20 protein-coding genes are annotated in these 25,979 nt (G+C 40.7%); 12 read left to right on the top strand and 8 right to left on the bottom strand.

Features of this window, described 5'->3' with window-relative positions; genetic code table 11:
• Positions 1–21: 21 nt before the first annotated feature.
• Together B2O97_RS00225 and B2O97_RS00220 are read right to left on the bottom strand one after the other, a co-directional pair.
• Positions 22–780: a TIGR03915 family putative DNA repair protein gene (locus B2O97_RS00225; protein WP_159333136.1), complete on the bottom strand. Its 759-nt coding sequence runs from the start codon at positions 778–780 to the stop codon at positions 22–24.
• Entirely contained in the window at positions 780–2,033 is a 1,254-nt protein-coding gene (locus tag B2O97_RS00220) for a putative DNA modification/repair radical SAM protein (RefSeq protein WP_286766640.1), read from the bottom strand. Before B2O97_RS00220 ends, B2O97_RS00225 begins: the two co-directional genes overlap by 1 nt.
• Before the next feature lie 183 nt (positions 2,034–2,216).
• On the opposite strand from B2O97_RS00220, the gene B2O97_RS00215 reads away from it, so the two are divergent.
• Positions 2,217–2,723 (top strand): pyridoxamine 5'-phosphate oxidase family protein, encoded by a 507-nt coding sequence (locus tag B2O97_RS00215; protein ID WP_070568092.1) that lies wholly within the window; start codon positions 2,217–2,219, stop codon positions 2,721–2,723.
• A gap of 106 nt (positions 2,724–2,829) precedes the next feature.
• On the opposite strand, the gene B2O97_RS00210 is transcribed toward B2O97_RS00215, so the two are convergent.
• On the bottom strand, positions 2,830–2,982 hold the full coding sequence (locus B2O97_RS00210; RefSeq protein WP_112376008.1) for a lmo0937 family membrane protein: 153 nt from the start codon (positions 2,980–2,982) through the stop codon (positions 2,830–2,832).
• Positions 2,983–3,034: 52 nt separating this feature from the next.
• The gene (locus tag B2O97_RS00205; RefSeq protein WP_159333134.1) at positions 3,035–3,544 is read right to left on the bottom strand and encodes a ClbS/DfsB family four-helix bundle protein; all 510 of its coding nucleotides are present in this window, start codon (positions 3,542–3,544) and stop codon (positions 3,035–3,037) included.
• A gap of 367 nt (positions 3,545–3,911) precedes the next feature.
• Here B2O97_RS00205 and B2O97_RS00200 point away from each other — a divergent pair, with 367 nt between their 5' ends.
• From B2O97_RS00200 to B2O97_RS00180, 5 genes are all read left to right on the top strand, one after another.
• Positions 3,912–4,361: a protein-disulfide reductase DsbD N-terminal domain-containing protein gene (locus tag B2O97_RS00200; RefSeq protein WP_112376009.1), complete on the top strand. Its 450-nt coding sequence runs from the start codon at positions 3,912–3,914 to the stop codon at positions 4,359–4,361.
• A 195-nt stretch (positions 4,362–4,556) separates the two neighbouring features.
• Positions 4,557–4,748 (top strand): hypothetical protein, encoded by a 192-nt coding sequence (locus B2O97_RS00195; protein ID WP_201638914.1) that lies wholly within the window; start codon positions 4,557–4,559, stop codon positions 4,746–4,748.
• A 25-nt stretch (positions 4,749–4,773) separates the two neighbouring features.
• Positions 4,774–5,370, top strand: a complete 597-nt coding sequence (locus B2O97_RS00190) for an outer membrane beta-barrel protein (protein WP_236560245.1) — start codon at positions 4,774–4,776, stop codon at positions 5,368–5,370.
• Between the two features lie 443 nt (positions 5,371–5,813).
• Entirely contained in the window at positions 5,814–6,941 is a 1,128-nt protein-coding gene (locus B2O97_RS00185) for a GTP-binding protein (protein ID WP_159333132.1), read from the top strand.
• Between the two features lie 777 nt (positions 6,942–7,718).
• Positions 7,719–8,405 carry a class I SAM-dependent methyltransferase gene (locus tag B2O97_RS00180; protein ID WP_112376012.1) on the top strand — a complete coding sequence of 229 codons (687 nt, stop codon included), beginning with the start codon at positions 7,719–7,721 and terminating at the stop codon, positions 8,403–8,405.
• Here B2O97_RS00180 and B2O97_RS00175 read toward each other — a convergent pair.
• Positions 8,389–9,342, bottom strand: a complete 954-nt coding sequence (locus B2O97_RS00175; protein ID WP_112376013.1) for a hypothetical protein — start codon at positions 9,340–9,342, stop codon at positions 8,389–8,391. The two genes, B2O97_RS00180 and B2O97_RS00175, sit on opposite strands and share 17 nt — an antisense overlap.
• A 2-nt stretch (positions 9,343–9,344) precedes the next feature.
• On the opposite strand from B2O97_RS00175, the gene B2O97_RS00170 reads away from it, so the two are divergent.
• Both B2O97_RS00170 and B2O97_RS00165 read left to right on the top strand, forming a co-directional pair.
• Entirely contained in the window at positions 9,345–9,926 is a 582-nt protein-coding gene (locus B2O97_RS00170) for a sensor histidine kinase (protein ID WP_201638916.1), read from the top strand.
• The gene (locus tag B2O97_RS00165) at positions 9,923–10,636 is read left to right on the top strand and encodes a LytR/AlgR family response regulator transcription factor (RefSeq protein WP_112376016.1); all 714 of its coding nucleotides are present in this window, start codon (positions 9,923–9,925) and stop codon (positions 10,634–10,636) included. The genes B2O97_RS00170 and B2O97_RS00165 overlap by 4 nt, the downstream gene beginning before the upstream one ends.
• A gap of 12 nt (positions 10,637–10,648) precedes the next feature.
• Here B2O97_RS00165 and B2O97_RS00160 read toward each other — a convergent pair whose 3' ends face one another.
• Positions 10,649–10,888 (bottom strand): hypothetical protein, encoded by a 240-nt coding sequence (locus B2O97_RS00160; protein ID WP_286753615.1) that lies wholly within the window; start codon positions 10,886–10,888, stop codon positions 10,649–10,651.
• Positions 10,889–11,148: 260 nt separating this feature from the next.
• On the opposite strand from B2O97_RS00160, the gene B2O97_RS00155 reads away from it, so the two are divergent.
• Entirely contained in the window at positions 11,149–12,177 is a 1,029-nt protein-coding gene (locus tag B2O97_RS00155; RefSeq protein ID WP_159333130.1) for a sulfite exporter TauE/SafE family protein, read from the top strand.
• A gap of 136 nt (positions 12,178–12,313) precedes the next feature.
• Positions 12,314–14,770 carry a PIG-L family deacetylase gene (locus B2O97_RS00150; protein ID WP_286766639.1) on the top strand — a complete coding sequence of 819 codons (2,457 nt, stop codon included), beginning with the start codon at positions 12,314–12,316 and terminating at the stop codon, positions 14,768–14,770.
• Between the two features lie 164 nt (positions 14,771–14,934).
• Here the strand turns inward: B2O97_RS00150 and B2O97_RS00145 are convergent, their stop codons facing one another.
• Both B2O97_RS00145 and B2O97_RS00140 read right to left on the bottom strand, forming a co-directional pair.
• Positions 14,935–15,702: a DUF4382 domain-containing protein gene (locus B2O97_RS00145; RefSeq protein ID WP_286766638.1), complete on the bottom strand. Its 768-nt coding sequence runs from the start codon at positions 15,700–15,702 to the stop codon at positions 14,935–14,937.
• Positions 15,703–15,838: 136 nt separating this feature from the next.
• Positions 15,839–18,130, bottom strand: a complete 2,292-nt coding sequence (locus B2O97_RS00140; RefSeq protein WP_286766637.1) for a family 20 glycosylhydrolase — start codon at positions 18,128–18,130, stop codon at positions 15,839–15,841.
• Positions 18,131–18,499: 369 nt separating this feature from the next.
• On the opposite strand from B2O97_RS00140, the gene B2O97_RS00135 reads away from it, so the two are divergent.
• Both B2O97_RS00135 and B2O97_RS00130 read left to right on the top strand, forming a co-directional pair.
• Positions 18,500–22,495: a hybrid sensor histidine kinase/response regulator transcription factor gene (locus tag B2O97_RS00135; protein WP_286766636.1), complete on the top strand. Its 3,996-nt coding sequence runs from the start codon at positions 18,500–18,502 to the stop codon at positions 22,493–22,495.
• A 361-nt stretch (positions 22,496–22,856) separates the two neighbouring features.
• The gene (locus B2O97_RS00130) at positions 22,857–25,979 is read left to right on the top strand and encodes a SusC/RagA family TonB-linked outer membrane protein (RefSeq protein WP_286766635.1); all 3,123 of its coding nucleotides are present in this window, start codon (positions 22,857–22,859) and stop codon (positions 25,977–25,979) included.

Below are 25,979 nucleotides of genomic sequence, written 5' to 3'. Positions count from 1 at the left end.
GGACTTATTGTATTTAGGCACTTATTGTTTTTCGATGAGATATTTCCAGTAACGTCTGGGAACATGTCTTAAATGAAGCTTCAGGTTTTTGCGTGATTCAATAGAGGTACTTTTAAAATAAGTCTTCCAGAGATGCTGATAATCTTTTTCTTGAGGATCGAGATCCACTTCTAGCTGATATGGATCTTGAACCTCGTCTTTATTGTTGTTGTATACCTCCAAGATATTTTTGCCATCATAATGGAAGCCATAGTTTCGCCGTATATCATAAATTAACCAGCACTGGTCGGCGAATCGGTTTTTAAAGAAGTCTACAACCAGGGGAATCACATTGAAATCGGGTTCAACGATGGCTGTGTAGAGATTATCGTTAGACTTGACAAATCGGATAAAAGCTTTCACGCGGTGTCGTTCGCGGCTGATCTTTTTGACTGTCTGATGGATACGGAGTATGGGTGGGTATCCATAATTGCGTATATCTAATTTTCCCCTTCGAAAAAGTTCAACAATCAATTGAAATCCATTGAGCCATTCAGATTGATTATCGGACAAAAAATTATGATAAAAGATTTTTGTTTCTTGTGCTCCAAGTATTTTTTCCATTCCCACTAAAATGCGCATGGCTTTTTTAACCTCAGTATGAACCTGTCGCTTTTCCGAAAAAATACTAATTGCCATAGACTTTTCTGTTGTGGGAATGCTATCAAATTCTTTCCGTTCAAAAGCTTCAAATACACAACAGAGGTAACCGGAATAACTTCCGTCAAAAATATAGTCCATTAGAAAAGTGTTAGCTGTGTATTGGAAGCCTTGGCTTGTGTACGAGGATTACTTTCAAGAATAGACTTTCTGATGTTTTCGGGATAGTGGAAGCCTCCAGCGATGAGTGTATCCTGGCAAACCATAAAATATTTGGCGCGATTATAGGCAATTCCCATTTTTCGAAGTTGATATTCCTTTAATTTTCCATATTTGCGCGACTGTACAATTTTGTTGGCAGATTGCCTGCCAATACCCGGGATTCGGATAATCCACTCATAAGTAGCGCTGTTGATGTCAATAGGAAAGAATTGCGGGTTGCGTAGCGCCCAAGCAAGCTTAGGGTCTATTTCTAGATCGAGATGTTGATGCGTGCTGTTGAGTATTTCATGAAGCGAAAAACCATAAAATCGAAGTAGCCAATCTGTCTGATAAAGTCTGTTTTCACGTACAAGAGGCGGTGTTGTTCCAATTTGGGGAAGGTTGGAATCGGTCGCGTTGATGGGAATATAACCCGAATAATACACCCGTTTGAGATTGTAATCTTTATAGAATGTATTGGCCGCCTGCATAATCTGTAGGTCGCTCTCTGGAGTTGCTCCAATAACCAGCTGCGTACTTTGGCCTGCTGGTACAAATAAGGGTGCTTTCTTGTCTTTTTTTCGATCCTGACGAAGATTGAGAATTTCATTTTTAATAATCCCCAGAGGCTCGCGAACGGACTGATGATCCTTTTCCGGAGCAACAAGTTTGAGTCCCTCCTCAGTAGGAATTTCGAGGTTTACACTCATTCGGTCAACATATAAACCTGCTTCTTTTAATAATGATTCACTTGCTCCGGGGATGGCTTTGAGGTGGATATAACCATTAAAACGTTCTTCCGTCCGAAGTTTCTTGACAACTAACATTAAGCGTTCCATGGTGTAGTCTGCAGATTTGAAAATACCCGAACTTAAAAAAAGACCTTCGATGTAATTTCGACGGTAGAAATTCATGGTCAATTCGACAACTTCCTTCACCGAAAATGCTGCGCGTTGCACGTCGTTGCTACGTCGGCTAACACAAAAGGAACAGTCGTAGATGCAGTAATTGGTCATTAAAATTTTTAGTAGAGAGACGCAACGGCCATCTTCGGTGTAGGTATGACAAATGCCACTAGCCGATGAATCGCCTATTCCACCACTATTTTTTCGTTTACCTCCACTTGAACTGCAACTTACGTCGTATTTAGCGGCATCAGCTAATATTTGCAATTTATCATCAAAACCAAACATGATTTATTCTCCAATAATTTGCTGTAAAATTACTAATATTATTAGTAATAAATACCCGTAAAATTACTTGATTTGCCTTTTTTAGATTCGTACTATTCATCTTCAACTGCGGGAGGATGCCCAAATTTGCTAAAAAAATAAACGATTTGTGACGGGATTTTGTTCATGAATAAACTACATATTATGGCAGAGAATAATTTGAATAATAAAGAAGCGCTAGAAAAGCTAAAAGGGATCGTCGATCAAATTGATGTGGGAACAGTCTGTTCATTTCCATCAGATTCTGACTATCCCCATGGTGTTCCGATGAGCAGACAGGAAGTGGATGCAAATGGTGACATTTGGTACATCTGTTCGGCAGAAAGTGAGACGTTTAAAAATATTTCACAGGATCCCAAAGTTTCCCTATTTTATGCCGATCCCAAAACCTACACCTTTTTGAGTATAAACGGTAAAGCAAGTCTTTCGCGGGATCAGGAAAGGATAGACCGTTATTGGAACAAAATGATGGAAGGCTGGTTTAAGAAAGGAAAAGAAGATCCCAATATCCAATTGCTACAGATCACACCTGAAGAAGCGCATTATTGGGATTCAAACTCAAATATGGTCATCAACTTGTTTAAAATGTTGAAAGCGGCTGTTACAGGCAATACACAAGATATAGGTAAAGAAGGAGATCTTAATATTTAATATAAACGGAATCTATAATATCAACACAGTAATTAGCACCCTAAAAAGGTCCTCTTTTCCAAAATGAGGACCTTTTTTCTAACCAAACTTTTATCGAAAAAATCTGTTACGCGTTTCCTTTGATCACACGTAAAAGTACTGCGATGATTGCAATTACCAAAAGAATATGAATTAGCCCTCCGCCAACAAAGCCTCCAAAAAAACTGATTGCCCATATCAGGACCAAAATAACAGCGATAGTATATAATAGATTTCCCATAGTAATGAATATATATGTGTTTATTGAATAACAATACTTATCCAGCGATGGTTTAGTATTTTTTCTCTTTTTTCCACTTACGGATCCTCCCGACTGCATTTTGATAAGGTGAAGCGGTGTTAAATTGAATCATTCTGCCTAAGGTCCATTTTTCATACCACGATACACCATAAAGCTGCATGTCTGTCTTTTGCTCAATGAGTTCCACAATTTTTAAAACAGTTTGGTCTAGTTTTGCGCACAAAGTATTAAAATCTAGATTGTTATAATCCTGATAAAATTTTTGAGCCAGTTTGCCTAGCTCATTCCATTTAAAACCAGTCTCCGGAAAATCAACCTCTTTGCCATCTTCACTTTTCTTATTCCATTTGAGAACCAGCTTACCCCAGCCAATTAAATAGGAAATTAGGTTATTTATACTCATTACTGTTCCTTTAGCATGACCCTGGAGTATAAGAAGATTAGTTTGATCGTTCGGAATATCGGAAAGTTCACAGACAAGCTTGCTGTAATTTATACGGATAGCTTGAAGGAGTTCGTCTTTTGTGGTTGGTATAGCCATGGCATAAATGTGAATTATACATAAGATACAGATAATTATGTATAATTGATTAGCTTGGGATGGAAGTTGTAGAGCAGAACGTGTTCACAAGCCCACAGCAGACAATGTTTGACAATGCCTTTTGTTTTAGTCTGATAGGGTTTTTGAATATATTATTGTAATTGAAAAAACAATAAACTTTAAATTGTAAAAAATATGGTTTTATGTGTTTTTTTTGGTAAAATTTATTGTTTTATTAAAGTGGTGTTGTATTTTATTCTGTTTATAACGAATATTGTTGTGAGTATTTAGACAGGATCTTTCATAGGGGAAATACTGTCTAAGATGTACTGCCAATGAAATAATAAACTGAAAAATTGATACAAAGATGAAAAAGATTTTATTGTTACTAACCGTGGTTATGTTCGTCGTTTCGGGCGCATTCGCTCAGATTCATAAGCCTGTTAAATGGACTGTGGCCAGCAAAAAATTGAACAACAAGGAAGCTATGGTCTATGTGAAGGCCACTATTCAAGATGGTTGGCACATTTACTCCCAAAATGTAAAAGACGGTGGCCCAATTCCAACATCTTTCAATTTCGGTAAAGCTGCTGACTACGTTTTGGTCGGTAAGACGGCTGAACCAAAACCGAAGATCAAACACGAAGAGGTTTTCAAAATGGATGTGGGATACTTCACCAATGAAGTGATCTTTCAGCAAAAGGTTTCGCTGACGAAAGGAACAGCAACAGTAAAAGGTACCGTGGAATGGCAAGCTTGTGACGCTTCACAATGTCTTCCTCCAGATGAATATGCTTTTGCTGTAACGATCAAATAGTTTAATAAATAAAAGCAATTAACGATCTAAAGCGATTTGTCGCTTAGGATAATTGATAGAAAAAGGAAAATTAAGGATAAAGGCTAGGTAATCACACCTAGCCTTTTTTGTTTAAAGGGGGCTTTTGGTATAAAAAATAAGCCCTTTGGTATAATATGTTAAATCTATTTTTTACGAAATTTTAGCTTTGTTTAAATGGATTACACAAACTTACTTGAGCAGGCAGATCTTTTTTTAGTGCATAGTTACCGCAAGAACCACAACCCACAGCTATATTTTCACACCATTGAAAGGGTTCGAGATATTGTAAACGCAGTAATGACCCTAAGTGAAAAATATGCCTTGACGGCCGAGGATAGAATTGCAGGAAAACAGTCATCGGTCTAATGTAAAGGTGTGTTTTATGATAAAAATGATAAAAATAGATCGATTAAAGTTGAAGCATTGTACACTAGTTAGTTTTTTGGTCATGGGATTGTTATGTTTCGAGACCGCATGTTACGGACAAATGGGGTTTGGACTTCGGGTGGGTGGTAATATTTCGCGTGCAAGTGGCAATACATTTGGCGCCAATAGAATGGGATATCAATTGGGAGGGGATTTGATTTTTGGACTTAATAGCAAGATGGATATTCAAGTTGAGCCTAGTTACAACTTAACCAGAATTCGTGTCAATGGTAACACGGCTTCTCTTGCTGGAGGCTTATCCAAGGGGACCCGTTCGCTGAAATATCTCAATACACCCGTATACCTAAAAATTAATTTTACGAGAAAATTTTCAATCTTGGGTGGCCTAGACTTGAATATGTTGCTCAACGACGACAGGTATAAACTTAATGATGGAAAACCAGCGTTCAACAGTCGTACACGGATAGGTTACGCATTAGGGATAGATCTTGGCGCGCTGTATTTTAGATACCGACAATTCAAAAAGAATAATAAAATTGTAGACAATTGGGATGCACATATTGACCAGTATCAACTGGGATTTAAAGTGCGTTTGTTTTAAGCTAATAGTTCCACTGGTAGGTAACCTTTACAGACTTTCCTGTGCTGTAAGCTGAGCCGCTCTGATTTTGCTACATCAGGCGGCTTTAATTTTATTAATGATTTACGATTTGTTGTGGAGATGGTTATTGCTGGATATCATGGATATTTGCAGGACTAGCTCGATACACCAATCGATGTACTTGTAACGGGCTGATGGAGGATGGAGCTCCTATAGGGCTGAAGGATTTTCCCCGTTTATCAAACTAGACTGCAAATACCGGGATGCTGATCGTGAACGTACGTTACGACAAGGGGATGCTGATATGTTAAACGAGGTTTGTACTTCATCATGCGAAAGTTTTTAAGGAAGTTCACCTGTTATTGTTTTAGCGTATATCTTTATATAGCAACAATGTTGCATTTGTGTTGTTTTGTTTTTACATTTGTTTAAACGAAATTACTATGAGCAGCATTTCCAAAAAAGTTAAATTACCTGTCACTGTTTTAAGTGGATTTTTAGGTGCGGCAAAAACCACACTATTGAATCATATTCTACACAATAAGGAAGGCAAGAAAGTTGCTGTTATTGTTAATGATATGAGTGAAGTGAACATTGATGCACAAGCTGTTGAACGTGAAAATGTGCTTTCGCGAACAGAAGAAAAGTTAGTGGAGATGAGCAACGGATGTATTTGTTGTACCTTAAGGGAGGATTTGATGGTGGAGGTGGAGCGACTAGCGAAAGAAAATCGCTTTGATTATCTTCTTATCGAGAGTACTGGTATTTCGGAGCCTATTCCAGTAGCGCAGACATTCAGTTATAGTAGTGCTGACAATGGGATTGATCTGTCTACGTTCAGTTACATTGATACTATGGTAACTGTGGTGGACTGTTTCAATTTTGCTAAAGATTTTGGAAGCGCCGATACCTTATTAGATCGGAAACTGACGGATGACGACTATGACAATAGGGCAATTGTAAGTCTGTTGACTGATCAGATCGAATTTGCCAATGTTATCCTTTTGAATAAGGCCGATCTGGTATCTGAGGAAACTTTGGGCACTCTCGAGTCTGCTATTGGGCGGCTCAATCCTGGAGCCAAATTAATCCGTACACAATTTGGACGTGTTGATCCAAAGGAAATTATGGGTACGAGCTCGTTTGACTTTGATGAAGCTTCCTCTTCGGCTGGATGGATCAGAGAACTTGAAAATGAACATAGCCCCGAAACAGAGGAGTATGGTATTTCATCTTTTGTCTTTCGATCGCAACGGCCTTTCCATCCCCAGCGACTGCACAGTTATCTCAATGAGCGGTACCCACATAATATCATACGCGCTAAAGGTCTCCTCTGGTTGGCATCCCGGCCGAATCTTGCGATTAGTTTTAGTCAGGCAGGTGGCAGCGTAAGATTGGAAAGTGCAGGCTCATGGTGGAGTAGCATGCCCGAAGAGCAGCGTTATCAGTATCCCAGTTATGCCGAAATTAGCGCTGAACTTCTTAAACGTTGGCACCCGGAGTGGGAAGATCGAAAAAATGAATTGGTATTTATAGGTCAGCATCTAGATAAAGAAAAATATCTGTCGTAGCTTGAAGAATGCCTATTGACCGAAGAAGAAGGCGATGACTGGCGTTTTACTTGGTGGAAAGACGAATTTCCTAAAAATATTTAAAACCATTTGTGATCGGCATCGGTTAAAAAAGTAAGTAATGTAGGTTAGATATTGTATTTTTCGAAGGCCAGAATTAATTTTCTGGCCTTTTTTATACTGATTTGCCAGATGTTATCAAGATACGGTTATCAGCCTTCATCAATCGCGCTATTAAAAATATAGAAATCTATCCCTAAAACGCTTAATCATGATGGTCGAAAATCATCTTTATGATTCCGAAAATTTCAAAGAGTCATAGCAAAGATGTCATGGTAAAAGAACAGTATAGTTGAGGAACAATCATAGTCACTATGCATGATATAATAAACAATGAGCAGACTGCTTGATTTTAATAATACCTAAAAGGTTTAATTTTATACCGAAATCAATACTGAAAAAGCATCAAAAAAGAGTAGGCTTAACTTGAATGCAATTGAACGCATGCATACGCTGGGTAATATCTTTAAACCTGGGGTGGTGAAAGGAATTGATCTGAAAAAGTAATTGATAGACTTTCAAAAAAACAGCACTGATAGTCTAAAGATAAAACTCGCTCACGCATCAAAGAGGTGAAATTAGTAACGGGATTGTCAGAATATTAGTATGTTATTTAGAATTGTTTTAAATTACTGGTTTTCTATGTATATTTGAAATACAGAAGGGCACCCTTTCAATTGAATGCTAATTTTATATTGAATGATTATTGTTATATAAATGAATAAAGTAGAACTGTTTGAAAATGAGCGTGCAAGTGGCTATGATCAATTTGTTGAGAGCTGGATTCCCAATTACCATTATTTTTTAGATCAGTTGCCAAAGCTCCTCCGAGAAACTGAAAACAAGGATTTACTGGTGGTAGGATGTGGTACTGGAAATGAAATAGAACGTTTTGTCGACACAGCAGAATCTTGGACAATAACCGGGGTAGATCCGTCGCCTGAGATGATTAGCCAGGCCCTGGAAAAATTTGAAGCGGATGAGAATGTTCATCTTGTCGAAGGTGTGGTAGGTGATTTGGACGAAGAGAAACAATTTGGTGCTGCGACGCTTTTGCTTGTATTACACTTTTTAGAAGACAATGGCGAAAAATTGGTTATGCTCCAAGATATTTCCAAGAGAATGATGTCGCAAGCACCCTTGTTATTATTAGATATTACGGGCAATAAGGAGCAGATTCAACAAAACTTGCAGTTGTTGCGGCTTCTTCTACCCAAGGGGATAGATGAAACACAGGTCGCTCAAAGATTGCGAAGAATCGAGCACGAATTGTTGCATGTCTCGGAAGAACGATTAGTCGAGCTCTGTGAAGAAGCCGGATTTGAACCTCCTGTTCGATTCTTTCAATCATCGATTTATATGGGGTGGATAACCCGAAAAAAAGATATTATTTCCTTTTCTTAGCAAAGGGATTGAAGGAAAGCCCCGCATTAATATAAAACGAAGGACCGGGATTTGCTTCCCATACATAATCGCGCTGGGTTTTGTTTTTTTCAAATACGCGTGCACGGGGTATGGTTTTTAGTCCTGATTTAAGGGTGGCAATAAAAGATCGGCCCAGGTTATGTTCATAAGTCAGACCCGAATTGATCTCCATCTGACTGAAGGTATATACTTTTTCAGCGCCCTGAAAGTTATAGAGGTAAAAGATCGTACTATTTAAATCGGAACCTATTGAAACGCGGCCATTCCGCAAGACCTCTTTTCGAAGGTAGGCTCCTTTAGGTAAGATGACATCAAGTATCATCCCATTGGCAAATTGTTGCTTGTAGGCAAAGGTTGGTAAAACCGGAATAATTGCTGCCGGATCTATAAAGCCGATGAGGCCCACCGCCATTTGAATCTCCCGCGTAGCTTTTAGGACCACAGTAGCAGATAATATCCCATTAATGCGTTCTATTGCTTTTTCACTCCCATTGGCAGCAACCGTTGCGGTATAAAATGCTACCTTGCCCCACAAACGTGAATAACGGGTAAGATTAAGTGATTCGTAATGATAATGATATTGATGGGTTGACTGTATGGTGGATTGTGCGATGGGGTCTAAACGATTGGAGTTTACAGAAGTGAACTGATAGCCAATATTGGTACCCAAGTTCCAGGTTCTGCTCTTTAAAAAATTAATGTTGATACTACCTCCGGCTTGGTACATCGATTCTACTTTTGTTTTAGGTAAATCCTGACCTTGGAGCTTTGATGAATAACGGTATCCTGTATTGGATTCATAGGTCAAATTGAGGACCCGTGTTATGGGAAATTTGTCGGTAACCACAGCCCTCACTTTTTGCTGCACGCTATCTTTAGTCTGTGCGATGGACGTGGATAGGCTAAGTAACAGCACAAATGACCACAGAGCTTATATCCTTGAAGAACCAGATTCAGCCACATTTTTTATTCAATATGCTGAACAATGTTAAGGCTTTAATTCGAAAAGATCCGAATATGGCTACGGAGGTCATCATGAAACTATCAGACTTTCTAAGATATCAGCTCTATGAAAATAATGATGATAGGACGCTTTTGAGGTCTGAAATCAACTTTATCTCCAATTTTCTAAAATTGGAGGAAATACGCCGTGATAACCTCACAACGCGTATATCCTGCCCAGCAGAATTGGAAAAGAAAGGTATATTCCTACCACCACATCTTTTTACAGCCTTTGTTGAAAACGCAATTAAACATAGTCTAAGCGCAGGCGCTGGTGATACCTTTATTACAATTCATTTTTCTGAAGCTAATCAGCAGCTTTGTTTTGAATGTGAAAATTCGAAAGATCCCGACAGCTTATTTGTCCGAAGCAAATACAGCGGACTGGGATTGGCTAATGCCAAAAGACGACTGGATCTCCTATATAGAAATGATTATGAACTGTCGGTGTCAACGACTGAAACATTGTATAGTGTTAAACTTACTATTCCATTATGAATTGCATTATTGTAGACGATGAACCCCTGGCTAGGGAAGAAATGAAAAATTTAATCGAAGAAATTTCGTCCATTCAGATAGTCGGTACATTTTCCAACGCGATATCGGCATTAGAATGTATTAAAACAAATTCGGTGGATTTGCTTTTTCTGGATATTGAGATGCCAACGGTTAATGGACTCGATTTTGCACAGTCTCTTCCCAATGACAAGCTGGTTATCCTGACGACTGCCTATGCGCAATATGCACTGAAAAGTTACGAATTGGATGCAATAGATTATCTGTTGAAGCCGATCAATAAAGACCGCTTAGCCAAAGCGATCGATAAAGCAATAGCCTATAAAAAATTACTAGCGTTAAAAGAAAATCAAAGTACGGTTGAGAAGGCCAGTGAGGATGCACTTTTTATTAAATCGGATAGGAAATACTATAAAATTGCATTTACTGATATTCGCTTTATAGAAGCACTCAAAGATTATGTGGTTATTTATACCCGGAACAATAAACTGATTACTGCAATGAATTTGAAGACAATTCACCAGAAACTTCCGGTGAGCCTCTTTGCACGCACCAGTAAATCCTATCTGATTAATTTGTCCTTTATTGATTCATTTGACAACCATACTGTTTACATCGACAAATTTGAAATTCCGATCGGTGAAATCTATCGAGAAGCTTTCTTTAAACAATACACGGGAGGACTGCTGTAATCTACTGGCGGCTTAGGCAACTACAAAGCGATCCAGGAAATCAACTTGGATACCATAACCATGTAGGAACTTCGTCAGGTAGTCGATGGAGCACTCTTCTGTTTCGAACCTGAATATGGCATCCTCATCATCTAGATCGACAGTAGCATCTTGTACTTGTGGAAGATGAGTTTTGACCAATTGCATCAAAAACTCTTTCTTGCTTTTGGTCTTTACAGAACTTTTAAAAATCAACACTTGCCTAACTTTCATCCCGACTAATTTATATGTGTTCAAAATTATTTAATACCCTTAACGTATGGGATATCGTTACAAATCTATATTCTTCATTGCTTCACGCAACCTATATTATACGAAAGCATTTAGTTTTTATACAAAAACAAGGTTGAGCATTGAGCAGATGAATGGTGTAGATTATATTGAGGGCTAGGGATATCAATTCTAAATTTCTACAGAAAGTCGGTGCATTTTTGTCAGAGGCTACAGTGAAGTAGTTTTTTTGTTGAAATCCTATGATAAATTTAGTTGTCCTGTTTTTAAGTACCATAGTCGCTTTTTGGATCAGCGCCATATGTGGAGGGGGAGCAAGCCTTATTCTTATTCCTTTATTGAATTTTATGTTGCCTTCATCGTTAATTCCATTTTCGTTGACGATTGGTACGTTTACCAGCTCAGTATCGAGAATAATTGTTTTTAAGCGGCATATCAACTGGAAGATCTTTCTGTGGTTTGTACCGTTTTCAATTCCGGCTGTACTATTAGGTGGATATCTGATTAAATATATAGAACCTTCCTATTTGCAGTTGATTGTTGCTTTTTTCCTCATGGGAAATATCCCTCAATTGTTTAAATCAAAAAATGCAGCGTTATCTTCGGAAAGTAAGTGCTCGAAATCTTTTTTGGCAATTATAGGTTTTCTTTCGGGCTTTATTTCAGGAATTACAGGTGCAATCGGCTTGTTGTTCAATCGGTTTTATTTGAAAATGGGGCTTTCCAAAGAGGAGATTATTGCCACCCGTGCTGCAAATGAAGTGTTTTTACATCTCGTAAAACTTATTATTTATATTATTTTAGGTCTGTATTCTAAGGCAGCGCTGGGACTGGGCCTGGCAATTGCCGTTGCAACAATAGTCTCATCATTTACTGTTCAGTTTATATTACCCTACCTCAGCGACCAGGTATTTAAAAAAATAGGTTATGGTGCTATGGTGGTTTCAGGGGCGATATTGCTGACAGGTAGTTCGCGTAAGATTGTCGATCAGAATGACGTGCTGATAGCCTTAGATCGCTCGAAGAATAAAACTGAAATTGCATTGAGCTGGCGAGACACAAATTTTGTCTTGGAATTTAGTCAGACGCATGGCTTAGAACTCGAACGATCTATTCACTGGACTGGTTTACCACTCAAACTTCAGCAAAAGTATTTTGCCCTTAGCAAAAAACATAATAGTATCTATATCGAAAAGGTTATACGTTTTAGAAGGAAGGCTAGTTATGAATTTTACTGTCATAAAGAAGGTGTGTTAACACGATTGGATTAAATTGTCTCTTGCCTTTTTATTTTTAAATGCTTATTTCTACTAGTTTTAAAGTGTATTGATATATAATCTATCTATTTAGTAGATTATTGAAAAATATTCCTATATTTGAACCGAAGAATTATTTAGCAGGAAGGATATGGCAATGGAATTTTTAGCACAACAGGCACAAACGCAGCATTTAAATCAAGCTTTTTCAGGTAAAAAACAAATGATGATGCGCGGGCTATCTATGCTTAAAATTTCGGATCGTGTTTTATATACCGGTGCCCATCCAGACGATGAAAACAATAAATTATTGACATTTCTAGCGCAGGATCAGGTGGTCGATACTGCCTACCTTTCTGTTACGCGAGGTGAGGGAGGACAGAATTTTATAGGTAGAGAAAAGGGATTGGATCTGGGGGTACTTCGGGTGCAGGAGTCACTTGCGGCACGTGAAATTGAGGGAACAAAACAGTTCTTTACACGGGCAAAGGATTTCGGCTTTGCAAAATCAGTCGATGAGACGTTGGCGCGATGGGATGAAAATGGTGTACTGGCAGATATGGTATGGACTATCCGTTATTTTCGTCCCACTGTAATTGCAACGCGATTTTCGCCGAATGTCCCTGACTCGCATGGGCACCATCAGGCCTCAGCAATCCTAATGGCGAAAGCTTTTGATCTGGCCGCTGATCCAACAGCTTACAGCGAACAGTTAGCAGAACTAGCACCTTGGCAAGCTCAGCAATTGCTGTGGAATGTATATCAGGAGAGTGGTGTTAAAGATATTGGCGGAGAAGTAACACCTTTGCCAGCATATATTTCTTTGGATATTCCTATAAGACATGGCTCTTTTGACTTACATTATGGTGAAATTGCAGCAGAAAGTCGTAATCGACATCGTTCTCAGGCCATGGGAAGTTTGGCGCAGCATCACTCTAGTATCGAGTATTTTGAAGTATTAAAAAGTGCATCGATCAATTCAGAGGCTGTGAATACTATTTTTACGCATTGTTCAGTGCAAGATTCTTATGCAAATGTATTCAATCGGTTGGTGGATGACCTTATCGCAAAATGTGAGTCTGATACGGCAGAGCTTACATTGGAGCTTGCTTCGATTTTATTTTGGATGAAGATCGTTCCCGAAGATAATATTATTCATAAAAAACGAGCTGAGGTAGAACGTCTGCTACTTGATTTTGCTGGTGTCTCCTTAGAAGTACAGGCTTCTAACGCCCTATGGGTGCCGGGAACCGAGGTTAATATGATCTTGCATGCGCATATTCCAGTGGAGTCTAATTTGCAGTTGACAGCGGTAAATGTTCCTTTTATAAGGGGGGCAAGGCAAATAGATCTTCCCTCGTCTCCATCGAAAATGATCCATTTGAATGGTCAGCTTCTTGATACAATTTTACCTTCTTTTCCAACTTGGCTTAATGCTAATGGTGACGCACATAATTATACACCAGAATCGTCTGCTGATGTTGTATTGACACAATATGGGACCGAATTGTTGGTTCATCTGGAACTGGAATTTGCCGGCTTACCGATCGCGATTAAGCTTCCTGTAAGACATGCAGGTAGTCTCGTTGTCGTAGCTCCCCCGGTAACAGCAGCATTTGATTCGGATATCGTTGTGCTGTCTAAAGCGACCCAACGTTTAGTTGCTTTGGAGCTGCAATCCAATATAGCCGAATCCTTACCTTTTAAAGTGAGGTTAACGCTTCCGGACGGATTGAGCGCATTTCCGAAAGAAATTGATCTCAACATCGCAGGTAATGCAGCGGAAAAACTTTATTTTGAGTTGAGTTCAGCAGCATCACAGGAAGAGATTCAAGAGATTGGATTTGAGATTGAGACCAGTTCAGGTATATATCCGTTCACAGCTAAAAGTATTGTTTATCCGCATATTAACAAAGTAACTTACTTTCCCAAGGGAATACTACGGGTGCTGAACTTGCCAGTGAATATTACGGCCCGGAAAGTTGCTTATATTTCGGGGATGAATGATGAACTTGGAGGGAGCTTGTGCCAACTTGTTGAGCAATTGGATATTATTCCATTTGAGTCCATTGGTGAAATAAATCTCTTCGATTTTGATGCAGTGGTCCTGGGAGTACGGATTTACAATACTCATCCCTTAATTGCGGAATTTCATCAGCTTTTCCGTGACTATGTGGAGCAGGGCGGTGTATTGATAGGGCAGTATAATACGCCATATGATTTGCATTTGACTGAGGTTGGGACTTATCCTCTAGCTGTTTCTCAGGAAAGAATTACAAATACAGAAACCCGCATTTCATTTTTGGACCCATCCCATCGTATATTGAACTACCCCAATTTAATTGGGCAGCATGATTTTCAAAATTGGGTGCAGGACAGGGCACTTTTTTTACCGCAAAAATGGAGTGCAGACTTTGAACCAATACTACGGGGGCAAAACGCAAATAATCAGCATGAAGATGGTTTGTTGCTGCTTCGCAAAACAGGAAAAGGTTATTATATTTACAATAGTTTGTCTCTATTTAGACAACTGCCTGCAGGAGTAGCGGGAGCATATCGTCTTTTTGCCAATATGCTTTCACTTTCATCAGTCTCAGATACTTATTGATCAATAAGTGTTGTAGGCGAGATGATCTAAAAATTGAATCAACACATTTTCGTGGATGGATTAGAAGACCGCTACAATTAAAATGCCCCAAATAGTTACCACTATTTGGGGCATGTCCAATTTTACGATAGGTTTCTTATCAGATACTTTAATCCGATTGTATGTTATTGTACAGAAATAATTCCTAAATCTTTCACACTTCCTTTGGCCACTTGTACGCCTTCAATGCTTTTGTTCATGTAACCAGCTACCGAAGGTTCGACAACAATCTTGTAAGTGCCTTCAGGCATTCCAGGAAAGTAAAACTTTCCGGCTGAGTTTGCCAACGTACCTACAGTATCTACACCGGTAATAGCAAATACATTGGCTTGTGATTCCGCAGGACTAACTGTGCCAGTGATTGCTCCAGATGTGGCCACTGGGATGGCGCGAATAACGGGTTTAAGAAGATATTGATCGTTGCCCGTCTTTACAATCGATTTTGACGCATCAAAATCCAAAAGAAGTGTGTACGCTACATCCGGAATTAACTCATCTTGTACTTTAAGTTTAACGCCAGAGGACTGTCCGCTAGGTGTTTTTAGCGGATGTACAACGCCATTGACCCAGATTTCATTTCCTAAGTCATTAAGTTTGAGCCGAATTTCTTGGATCATACCAGATGGAACATCCTGCCCGGCGATGACGGTATCTTTTCCCATTGTATAATTCAAAATATTAAATGGATCGGCGGCGACATCTATCGTTGTGCTACCCGAAGTAGTTCGGATCTCGATCGCATCGATGTGAAGATTGATCGCGTCATAGTAACCTGGAGCATCCGTAATTTTTACTGTGACAGGTGTTTTTTGTGAGGAGGGACCATCATTTTTGCTGCAGCTGCCGAACAACACCAGGGTCGCTAGAGCAAGGAGAATAAAGTTCTTTTTCATAGTTAGTAACATTATGGTTACAGCTACGCAAAACTTATGCCATTCTATAAATAAAACAAAGTCCTTAGGCCCGAAAAAAAATAACCCCAGATGGAATTGACCATACTGAGGTTGTTTCTATACTTCATAATGATTATTAATCCTTTTTATGGAAAAAGGACTCTTTGGGAATATCAATTACCTTTGAATCATTGAGACTGTATTGAAGTTTTAGCGTAAATCCGCCTCCAGCTTCAAGGAAATCTACAGCAATTGGATGGTAGCCTGGTTCTAAAGCAATCTGTCCACTTTTCATAATCGGTGCATGCTGCCCGTCATTATTGACGACGAGCTGATCATGTATCCGCAAGACACCGCCATCATCGCAGGTGAAGTAGAAATTATAGATTCCTTTTTCCTTGACATAGATATATCCCCGTATTTTTGCACCAAATGAAGGCATTTTGATGGTATCGCTTAAAGCGACATTGCTGATCACTTCCTGGCGTACTTCGGGCCCTGTAATGGCCGAAGTGTTGGGAAAAGTTCCATTGAAAAGTGTTGCCATAAGCCCTGGGGCTATGCTATTTTCATTGGGTTTTACGCTCTTTTTCCAGGTATCATTTTTAAAATCAACCTGATAAAGTTCACTTTTTGCACCGGAAGAGGAGATTGTTGCAAAACGAATTGGCCCTTCTTTTTTAACCACGAGCGAACCGTTCAATACTGGGCTCTGCTGTGTTGGAAGGCTACCATCCGTTGTATAGTGTATTTGATTCTGTGGAAGTTCATTTACAACCTTTAGAACAGATTGTCCGTCAACAATAACCTGTGTTTCGGCGAATCCTGTGAGGTCTGGCATACGATAGCGTAAACCCATTTTGTTCCAAAGTCCAAAGTGCGCAATTACGCGATTTCTATAGCTATCATACAGCGGTTTGTTGGTCCATACACGTTCTGATAAAGCGCTTAACCGCGGGAGAATCATAAACTCCAACCGGGCGGTGGAAGGAATCATTTCTGTCCAGATATTGGCCTGTGCACCTTGGATCAGCGGTGCTTTTTGGCTGGAAATATACGTAGGTACGACATTCATATTGTACACGGCATCCAAACTGCTGCTATTGGGTAAATAATCAAAATAAAGCGGGTTTGTAGGTGTCATAATGACCCGGTGACCACGGTTTACAGCTTCTATCGGTGCATTTTTTACCCAACCACGCCAGTACATCACCATCATGCTCGTGTCCGAACTACCGTCTAATATTTCATCCCAACCAATGCTCTGTTTATTTTTTGAACGAATAAAACTGTTTACTCGTTTGACGAAATAACTTTGAAGATCATGTAAGTTCGCTATTTGCTTTTCTTTCATAAAAGCTTGAGCCGCTGCTGATTTTGACCAGGAGTCTTTTTCGACCTCATCGGCTCCGATGTGAATATAATGCGAAGGGAATAAGTCAATAATTTCGCCTAGTACGTTCTCAACAAAGGTATAGCTGCTCTCTTTCCAGGGGCTGATGGGGACAGAAAATTGCTTTCCCCAGCCCGCGGATTGGCTGTCCAATAGGAGTTCAGGATAGGCCTTGGTAGCCACCATCATATGTCCGGGCATGTCTATTTCAGGAATAATTTCTATCTGGCGACTGGCCGCATAGGCAACAATGTCCTTGATATCTTGTTGTGTATAGAAACCACCATATTCTTCCTTTCCGTTTGTTGTGCGGATCAATTCCTTCGGCAGATTAAAATCGGGGTTCTCTTTGGCTTTCACAAAGCAGGCCGAATCTTGATTGTTATAAGTACGCCAAGCCCCCTGTTCTGTTAGTTTAGGGTATTTCTTGATTTCTATGCGCCAGCCTTGATCGTCCGTTAAGTGCAAGTGAAATTTGTTGAACTTATAGGTTGCAAGCAGATCAATGAATTTATAGATATAATCTTTTGGAAAGAAGTGGCGGGCTACATCGAGCTCAACACCGCGCCATTTGAAAGCGGGCTGATCTTTTACGGTTACATAGGGAAGAGCAAACTTACCTGTTGTTCCCGAAAGTAGATACAATTGCTGGACTGTCTGTAAACCATAAAATGCGCCCTTTTCTGAAGAAGCGATGATTTGTATGCCTTTTTGATCTATCTTCAATTCATACGCTTCATTTGAGAGGCCCTGGACTTTGATCAATTGCAGCGTGGCGTTTGTCTTCTTCACGCTTTTTTTGTTCAGTTGACCGAATAGCGATTGGTTGATCCATGCCGGCAGTGACGTAGAAGAAAATGCTGGATCAATAGCGTAACCCAATTCTTGACCATTTAGCTGAAAAAGGCCCGGCCCGGCTTCCAGCTGTTGAGGAAACGGAATAAGTTGAGGAAGTATGTTTTTTTGTTGCGCAAAACTTAATGTCGGCAGGTACAGGGCACAGGATACAAGTAAGGTTGAGAAGATTTTATTCATAAATGTGTTTTTTGTGATTCACAAGTAGTTTTAGATTTTGCTGCAATATACCAATATTTCGGGTATCGGCCGGCAATTTTGGTTGATCTGTACTTCTTAGCATTATAAGCAAAGCATTTCTCCTAATATTGTTATAAATGTTTGTTCGACATTTATATATTTATTCTTATCTTTAACTTGAAAATAACCTGTATTTGAATAGGCCTATAGTATGTTTATATCTTGAATATTTTCATTGCATAATTATTTTACTGCTGTTTTAAACAAGATCGTAAAAAGTTGCCTGTGGGTTGACTGCTTTGATATTTTGCAGAGAAGCCTTTCAATAAAGTAGGTTGGTGTTGTTAATTTATTGGTGGTGGTAGAGCTATGAAAAATTTTCTTATTAGCATTGTTTTCTTTTGGCAGTTGGCCCACGTTTATGGACAGCCTAATCGCGTCCATTTTTTCTCCCTTCAAGATGGTCTGACCAATCAGCAGGTGCTGGATATTGTGCACGATGATGACGGATTTATGTGGATAGCCAGCGAGCTGGGATTGAACCGGTATGCAGGGAAGTCTTTTAAATCATTTTATGCAACAGACAAGCCGGATGGGCTATCGGTCAATAGTAATGAAATCAATACCTTGCTTTATACCGACAAGAAATTGTATATCGGAACGCGGTCCAATGGCCTGAATGTACTTGACTTACGTACAAATAAATTTAGCTATTACACACATGACGGTACTAATCCGAAATCCATCGCGACAAATGATATAACCGATATGATTGAAAGGAAAGATGGAAAACTGTGGCTGGCCACCTATCATCAAGGTGTACAGCATTTCGATCCAATAACCAAAGAGTTTAATCATTTCAATAAGAAAAATTGTCCCGGACTTCCCGAGAATAGTGTTTGGTCCTTAGCTGAAGATCGCAGTAACATGCTTTACATTGGGCATGTAAATGAAGGCCTGACAATTTTGGATCCCGCCCGTTGGTCACTGAAACGATTGACTAATCAGAATACATTGGGTAAACTTCCTGATAATGAAATTAAAGTGTTGTTTTGCGATCAGGGGGGGAATGTGTGGATTGGAACCCGTAAAGGGTTGGCTGTATATCATCCGGCTTCAGGTCAATTACAGCAAGTCCCTTTGGCAGGATTAGCAAAAAATGGGAATGAACCTTTTGTCTACGCAATCAAGGAAATTGGCAATACCTTATGGATAGGAGGCGAGTCGTCGCAACTATTTTTGTTGCAGCCGAAATATACGTTTGATAAACGTTTTGAAGGCGTGCAGCACATACAGCTTGTTGATCTTGGCAAAGGTAATAATACCATGGTCCAGCATATCACTCCGGATCGGTTCGGAAATATTTGGCTGGCGTTATATGGTGGAGGTGTAGGGGTTGTTTCGCATATGGCTCCTTTTTTTAGTGTTTTTCCTTCAGACAATATGTTACCTGACCGATTGGCAACAGTGAGTAATGTATTAACTGGTGAAAATCGGACTCGACTGGTAACTGAGGGCTCGGGTATAGTAGAAATGAATGCTGGAGGCCGTTTGTTGGGACAAATTACCCAAAAAAACGGATTGCCCGACGATTTTATACTTACGGCATTTAAGGATCGGCATCAGCATGTATGGATGGGATTGCGGAAGGGCGGGATTGCTGTCCAATATGCTGGATCTTCCGATTGGCATATGATCGATTTAGGGGAGTCGGTGACCGAAGTTCGTGCGATATATGAGGATCATTTGGGGCACATTTGGATTGCTGCCCATCAAGGTCTTTTTATATACGATGGAGTGGCACACCATGTTCAAAAGCTTCTGATCAATAAGCCTATGCTTGGTGATTATGCACCGCGAACGCTAGTGGAAGATGGTCAGCACAATATGTGGGTAGGAACTTATGGGCAAGGACTCTATGTATATAATTCCGACCGTAAACTGCTTCGTAAGATGGACAATAAGAGTGGATTGCGCAATAATACAATCAATCATTTGCTACGCGATAGAGATAATAATATTTGGATCGCTACAAACCACGGATTGGCCATGCAGGATGCAGGTAAGAAAATCGGTGATCTCGCAGTATTGTTACCCCCGGAAGGTAATGCTTGGCTGTTTGTCAATGGAGTTGCTGAGGATCATACCGGAAATATTTGGTGCGCAACCAAATCGGGGATGTTGCGCTATGTCCCGCAAGAGAGGCGTTTTCTCCACTACGACCAATCCTTTGGTTTACCCTTGGGTGGCTTTATCAACGGAAGCGTTGGAAAGGATGCAGAAGGACGCCTGTATTTTGGGATGCAAGAAGGGATGTGTTATTTCAATCCCACAGCTATTCCATCCGATTTACCTAGTTCACCTGTAAGTGTGAGCCGATTTATTGTTTTTCAATCGGGCGAATCCAATGCGCAGGTTGATAAATATCCGTCGGGCACAAAGACTATCACGCTCAATTATGAGGAAAATAGTTTTCGCATCGAACTTGCTGTCATGGATTTTGCTTTGGATGGATTGGTCGAATTTGGGTATCAATTGGAAGGACTCAATAATGACTGGATTTTTTTGGGCAATGAGACAAGCCTCGATTTTCGTAATATTCCCTATGGTGAGCACGAGCTGCTCATTCGTACGCGAATGAAAAACGGTCAGTGGTCGCAAGAGTATCAACGGCTGCTGATTAACATCGCGCCACCTTTTTATTTGAGCTTACCTGCTAAGGCATTTTATATGCTACTCGTGCTTCTGATTGGATATGTGATTATATCCTTTTATTTCAAAAGGATGAAAGCCGAATCGGAACTCAAACTTAAAGAACGGCAACATCTACAAGACGAACAGCTGCATGCCGAGCGGATGAACTTCTATACGCATATTACCCATGAATTACGTACACCCCTGACGTTGATCCTGGGTCCCCTTGAGGATCTGTCGCAAGAAAAGCAGCTTGCTGAGAAACACCGTGCGTTGGTTCAGACGGTTCAGAAAAGTGCCAATAGACTTTTCACATTGGTCAACCAGCTTTTGGAGTTTCGGAAGGTAGAATCGCAATTTAAACCCTTTGTTCCCGAAGCAGGATCCTTGAGCGAAATGCTCGCCGATCTGACACATAAATATAAAACATTGAATCACAAACCTGGTCTTCGCGTATCGTCCGAGCTCCCTGCCGAGGATATACGTACGTCGTTTGATGCAGAAATTGTGCAATTGATTGTCGACAATCTATTGTCGAATGCGTATAAATACACAGCGTCGGGCTATATTAAACTAAGCCTGCGCTACGAAGGTGCAGATCTAAATCATTGGGCCATATTGTCTGTAGAAGACACGGGGGTTGGTATTGCCGAAGAAGATATTGAGCGGATTTTCAAAAAGTATTATCAGATTCCAGGCACAGGTACGCAAGGTACAGGAATTGGCCTTGCTTTGGTCAAGGAACTAGTTGCAATACATCATGGAAAGGTAGAGGTAAGTAGTACGTTTGGGCTAGGCACTACATTTACGGTCAAGCTAAAAGTAGATCAAGTTGTCGCACAAGAAAGCGAACCGCCCACGGCTTCGCAGCGCCCCCTGATTCTACTGGTCGAGGACGATTCGGAGCTCAGGGAGTATCTGGGAACTACCCTGCAAAGGCATTATGATGTGGTACTTGCTGAAAATGGAGCTGCGGGCTATAAAACGGCGATGGCACGAATACCTGATCTGGTGATCAGTGATATTATGATGCCCGATATGGATGGCTTTGAGCTGGTACAGCAGCTCAAACAGGAACGCAGTACAAGTCATATTCCACTGCTACTATTGACGGCGAAAAACACCGATGCAGACCGGCAACGGGGCTATGATCTGGGGATAGACTCCTATCTGATCAAACCTGTTACGGCAGCTTTACTCTTCAAACGTATCGACAACCTATTGAGCCGACAGAAACAGATCAATGAACTGATTTTGGAAAGTTTAAACAGCAAATCACCCTATTCAGATGATTATACCGAGCAAAAACCTCCTGAGGAGCTGTGGCGGGAAAATGAATTTGTTCAGGATTTTATGCAGATTGTCGAGCAGCATATGCAGGATGAAGTATTGGACGCTGCTGCCCTTGCTGACCGAATGAATATGAGTCAGTCTACCTTATACCGCAAGTTGAAGGGGATCACAGGTAAAAATATCAATCAGCTGGTTCGCAAGATACGTATCCATAAGGCTGCGGATCTACTTCGGACGGGGAAATATAATGTGACTGAAGTGTCGTTTATGGTCGGAATCAATAGTGCGATTTATTTTCGGCAGTGCTTTAAGGAAGAGTTTGGCCAGCTACCTTCCGAATACCAACGAGCCGACAATAAGATCCGGGTAACGTATTAAAAGAATACACAAAAGCTCATAATGCCCCTGCTACTCCTCCGTGGCGAGGGGCATTTTTTTTCGCATAAAACAGCCTCCCCATGGCAGACCGATAAAAGCAGGCTCAGGTTTCATCAAACAGGAAATATGCCTTAAATATATTATAAAAGCTGTTTTTGACTGAAAATTATATGATTTTTGACGGATTTGTATATGATGTAATGCTGCAAAATGGGCTAAGTTTGAGGTATTATCCAATTATAAAATCTAGGTAGGGGTGGCAACGATGCAAAAGAAATAACCAAAGTAGACCATAGTTTACCATCATATTGTCTTGTCCGGCTAGATTGTATTATTTACTGCTTAATTCGTATTTAAATTTATGAAAAACTTAAAGATTGCTTCTTTTTACACCATGTTGAGTGTGATGCCAACATTGCTGTATGCGCAGGAGAAGGTTACGGGACAAGTTTTCAACAAAGCAAACGAGCCTATCGTTGGTGCGAGTGTACTCCTCCTAGAAGGGGGAAAGGGAACCTCAACAGACAAATCGGGGAAATTTGAGCTGAATGCCAACAAAGGAACGCTCGTTGTGTCATTTGTTGGATATAAGACTCGCCGAGTTCCATTGGATGGAACAACAAATTTAAAAATCCAGCTCGAGGCAGATGAAAATGTTTTGGAGGATGTCGTCGTTGTTGGTTATGGTAAACAGTCCAAACGTAATATTACGGGGGCAGTAAGCAATATTAAATCAGAGGATATTGTACGGTCATCATCGACGACAACTGCTGGGGCTTTGGCAGGAAAGGTGCAGGGGATCTCCGTGCGTGCCAAAGACGCGCGTCCCGGTCGTGGTGCAGCGATTGAAATCCGGAATATGGGCTCGCCATTATATGTAATTGATGGGGTTGCCTACGGAGGTCAGGAAGGTACGGACTGGGTCGGTACACAGAATGGCTCCGGAGCAGATATCTTCAACTCGCTAAATCTCGAAGATATTGAGAGTATCTCTATTTTGAAAGATGCCGCAGCGGCAGTATATGGATTCCGTGCTTCTAGAGGTGTTGTACTTATTACCACCAAAAAAGGAGCAAAAGGAGAAAGTGCAAAAATCAATATTAATGGCTACCAAGGCTGGCAGAATTTGACACGTTTTCCGACCATGGCAAACGCGAAACAATACACGCGTGGATTGGTTGAGGCTGCGCAGAATGAAAACCGCGATCCGAAGACGGTTTATACGCCCGAGGAGTTGGCTAAATGGCAGGCTGGAACAGAGCCTGGCTACCAAGGCTATGATTATTATGATATGGTGATCCGTAAGAATATCCCACAGCGATACATCAATGCCAATGTCACCGGTGGAAGTGAAAAATCAAATTATTTCCTGTCATTGGGCCACCTCAATCAGGATGCAATGATCAAGGATTTCAATTATAAGCGAACCAATTTCCAGGCCAATATGGAAGCTGAGGTACTCAAAGGACTTACTGTCGGGACGCAGATTTCAGGAAGACATGAGGGAACCCAGGATGTTGGCTTACCAGGTGGAGATGGCTACTTCTCCTCGATTTTGGCTATTATGAAAAATAGACCGACGGTAGGCCCTTATGCAAATGACAATCCAGAGTATATCAATCATACCAATGATTTTCCCTATAACCCCGCGCTCTTTAGTCGCGATATTGCCGGCTATAAAGACAATAAATACCTTGCTGGAAACGTGAATCTCTTTGCGGCCTATAAGACAAAATTTGGTTTGTCTGCAAAAGGAACTGTTTCTTACAATTATACCAATAATAAATTTGAAGGCTTCCAATATACCTATGATGTATATCGATACGAAAATAATGCCTATAAGCGAACTGGCGGAAGTGATGCTGGCTGGCGTTACGATACCACGAGGGAGATTGTTTCTCGGTTTGCGCAGTTCCAGATCGATTATAACAAGCAGATCGGCGATCACACTTTTGCAGGAATGTTAGGCTATGAGCGTTCAGACTGGGACCGGACGTATAAAGCGTTGGGCGCAAATCCTTCGAACAATTATATCCCGTTGTTGAGACTGTCGGAGCTCAATAGTTTGGCCGATGAATGGGCTTACGAGGCTCGGGCTGGATATATTGGCCGTATCAATTACAACTACAAGGGCAAGTATCTTCTGGAAGTTCTGGGCCGTTATGACGGCTCCTTTAAATATTATGAGGGTAAACGCTGGGGATTGTTTCCAGGAGCATCAGTAGGTTGGCGTATTTCGGATGAGGGGTTCTTCAAGCCTTTGAAATCCGTCGTGAGTGACCTTAAAATCCGTGCTTCGATCGGGCAAACCGGACTTGAAGAGGGTGTGGGAATGCATGATTACCTTGCCGGATATAATTGGGCGGCTGGAAGTGCTGTCTTAGACGGAGCCTATGTACCCGGGGTACAGCCAAGAGGTTTACCAGTGCGCAACCTCTCCTGGGTTAAAAATACCAATTATAATATGGGGGTCGATGCAACCTTGTTGAATAATAAGCTGACATTGACGGCCGATATCTTTAAAATTATCCGTACTGGATATCCTGGAAAACGATACGATGTCCTATTACCAGCTGAAATCGGTTATGACCTTCCCAATGAAAACCTCGGCAAAAACGGCTATTATGGTGCGGAAGGTATCATTACCTATACCGATAAGGTCGGTGAACTTAACTATGTTGTCAGTGGGAATATGACTTTTTCACGTTATCGTGACCTAGAAACCTACAAGCCTCGTTTCAGTAATTCGTGGAATGAATACCGTAACTCGATTGAAGACCGCTGGGGTGGCGTATGGTGGGGATACCAAGTTGTCGGAAGATTTCAGTCGGAAGAAGAGATCCGCAACCATCCGATCAATAATGATGGTCAGAACAATAGGACACAACTTCCTGGTGATCTGATTTATAAAGATGTAAACGGCGATGGTGTTATCAATGATATGGATCAGCGTCCGATTGGTTATCCGACAGGTTGGGCACCGATGATGAGCTTCGGTGGCCGGATAGGACTTGACTGGAAGGGTATCAACTTAAATATTGATTTGGCCGGTGGTGCGGTGCAATCCTGGTTTCAGGATTATGAGTTACGTAATGCCTTCCATGGTGGTGGTAATTCTCCAGCCTACCTGCTGGAAGATAGATGGCATCGCAAAGACCCTTATGATCCAAACAGCGAATGGATTCCGGGACGCTACCCTGCGATTCGTAACGGCAACTCAGGTCCCAATAGTCGAAACAGTGATTTTTGGTTGACCAATGTGCGTTACCTCCGAGTCCGCAACCTGGAGGTTGGATACAATCTGCCAAAAGCATGGATTCAAAAGATTAAGGCCGAAAAAATACGGTTCTATATCAATGCTTCAAACTTGATTTCGTTTGACAATGTCAAAGACTACCAGATTGATCCCGAGATCGAAGCGAGAGCAGCAGTAGTATATCCACAGCAAAGGGTATTTATGGTTGGATTTAATATGACTTTTTAA

Source organism: Sphingobacterium sp. UBA865 (assembly GCF_002295765.1).
GTDB lineage: Bacteria > Bacteroidota > Bacteroidia > Sphingobacteriales > Sphingobacteriaceae > Sphingobacterium > Sphingobacterium multivorum.
This window is presented reverse-complemented; position numbering and strand designations above follow the sequence as displayed.

Bases quoted from the DNA above. Each gene is read 5' to 3' on its own strand.
- B2O97_RS00225 (WP_159333136.1), bottom strand. From the start codon at position 780: ATGGACTATATTTTTGACGGAAGTTATTCCGGTTACCTCTGTTGTGTA.
- B2O97_RS00220 (WP_286766640.1), bottom strand. From the start codon at position 2,033: ATGTTTGGTTTTGATGATAAATTGCAAATATTAGCTGATGCCGCTAAA.
- B2O97_RS00215 (WP_070568092.1), top strand. From the start codon at position 2,217: ATGGCAGAGAATAATTTGAATAATAAAGAAGCGCTAGAAAAGCTAAAA.
- B2O97_RS00210 (WP_112376008.1), bottom strand. From the start codon at position 2,982: ATGGGAAATCTATTATATACTATCGCTGTTATTTTGGTCCTGATATGG.
- B2O97_RS00205 (WP_159333134.1), bottom strand. From the start codon at position 3,544: ATGGCTATACCAACCACAAAAGACGAACTCCTTCAAGCTATCCGTATA.
- B2O97_RS00200 (WP_112376009.1), top strand. From the start codon at position 3,912: ATGAAAAAGATTTTATTGTTACTAACCGTGGTTATGTTCGTCGTTTCG.
- B2O97_RS00195 (WP_201638914.1), top strand. From the start codon at position 4,557: ATGGATTACACAAACTTACTTGAGCAGGCAGATCTTTTTTTAGTGCAT.
- B2O97_RS00190 (WP_236560245.1), top strand. From the start codon at position 4,774: ATGATAAAAATAGATCGATTAAAGTTGAAGCATTGTACACTAGTTAGT.
- B2O97_RS00185 (WP_159333132.1), top strand. From the start codon at position 5,814: ATGAGCAGCATTTCCAAAAAAGTTAAATTACCTGTCACTGTTTTAAGT.
- B2O97_RS00180 (WP_112376012.1), top strand. From the start codon at position 7,719: ATGAATAAAGTAGAACTGTTTGAAAATGAGCGTGCAAGTGGCTATGAT.
- B2O97_RS00170 (WP_201638916.1), top strand. From the start codon at position 9,345: ATGACCACAGAGCTTATATCCTTGAAGAACCAGATTCAGCCACATTTT.
- B2O97_RS00165 (WP_112376016.1), top strand. From the start codon at position 9,923: ATGAATTGCATTATTGTAGACGATGAACCCCTGGCTAGGGAAGAAATG.
- B2O97_RS00160 (WP_286753615.1), bottom strand. From the start codon at position 10,888: ATGAAAGTTAGGCAAGTGTTGATTTTTAAAAGTTCTGTAAAGACCAAA.
- B2O97_RS00155 (WP_159333130.1), top strand. From the start codon at position 11,149: ATGATAAATTTAGTTGTCCTGTTTTTAAGTACCATAGTCGCTTTTTGG.
- B2O97_RS00150 (WP_286766639.1), top strand. From the start codon at position 12,314: ATGGCAATGGAATTTTTAGCACAACAGGCACAAACGCAGCATTTAAAT.
- B2O97_RS00145 (WP_286766638.1), bottom strand. From the start codon at position 15,702: ATGAAAAAGAACTTTATTCTCCTTGCTCTAGCGACCCTGGTGTTGTTC.
- B2O97_RS00140 (WP_286766637.1), bottom strand. From the start codon at position 18,130: ATGAATAAAATCTTCTCAACCTTACTTGTATCCTGTGCCCTGTACCTG.
- B2O97_RS00135 (WP_286766636.1), top strand. From the start codon at position 18,500: ATGAAAAATTTTCTTATTAGCATTGTTTTCTTTTGGCAGTTGGCCCAC.
- B2O97_RS00130 (WP_286766635.1), top strand. From the start codon at position 22,857: ATGAAAAACTTAAAGATTGCTTCTTTTTACACCATGTTGAGTGTGATG.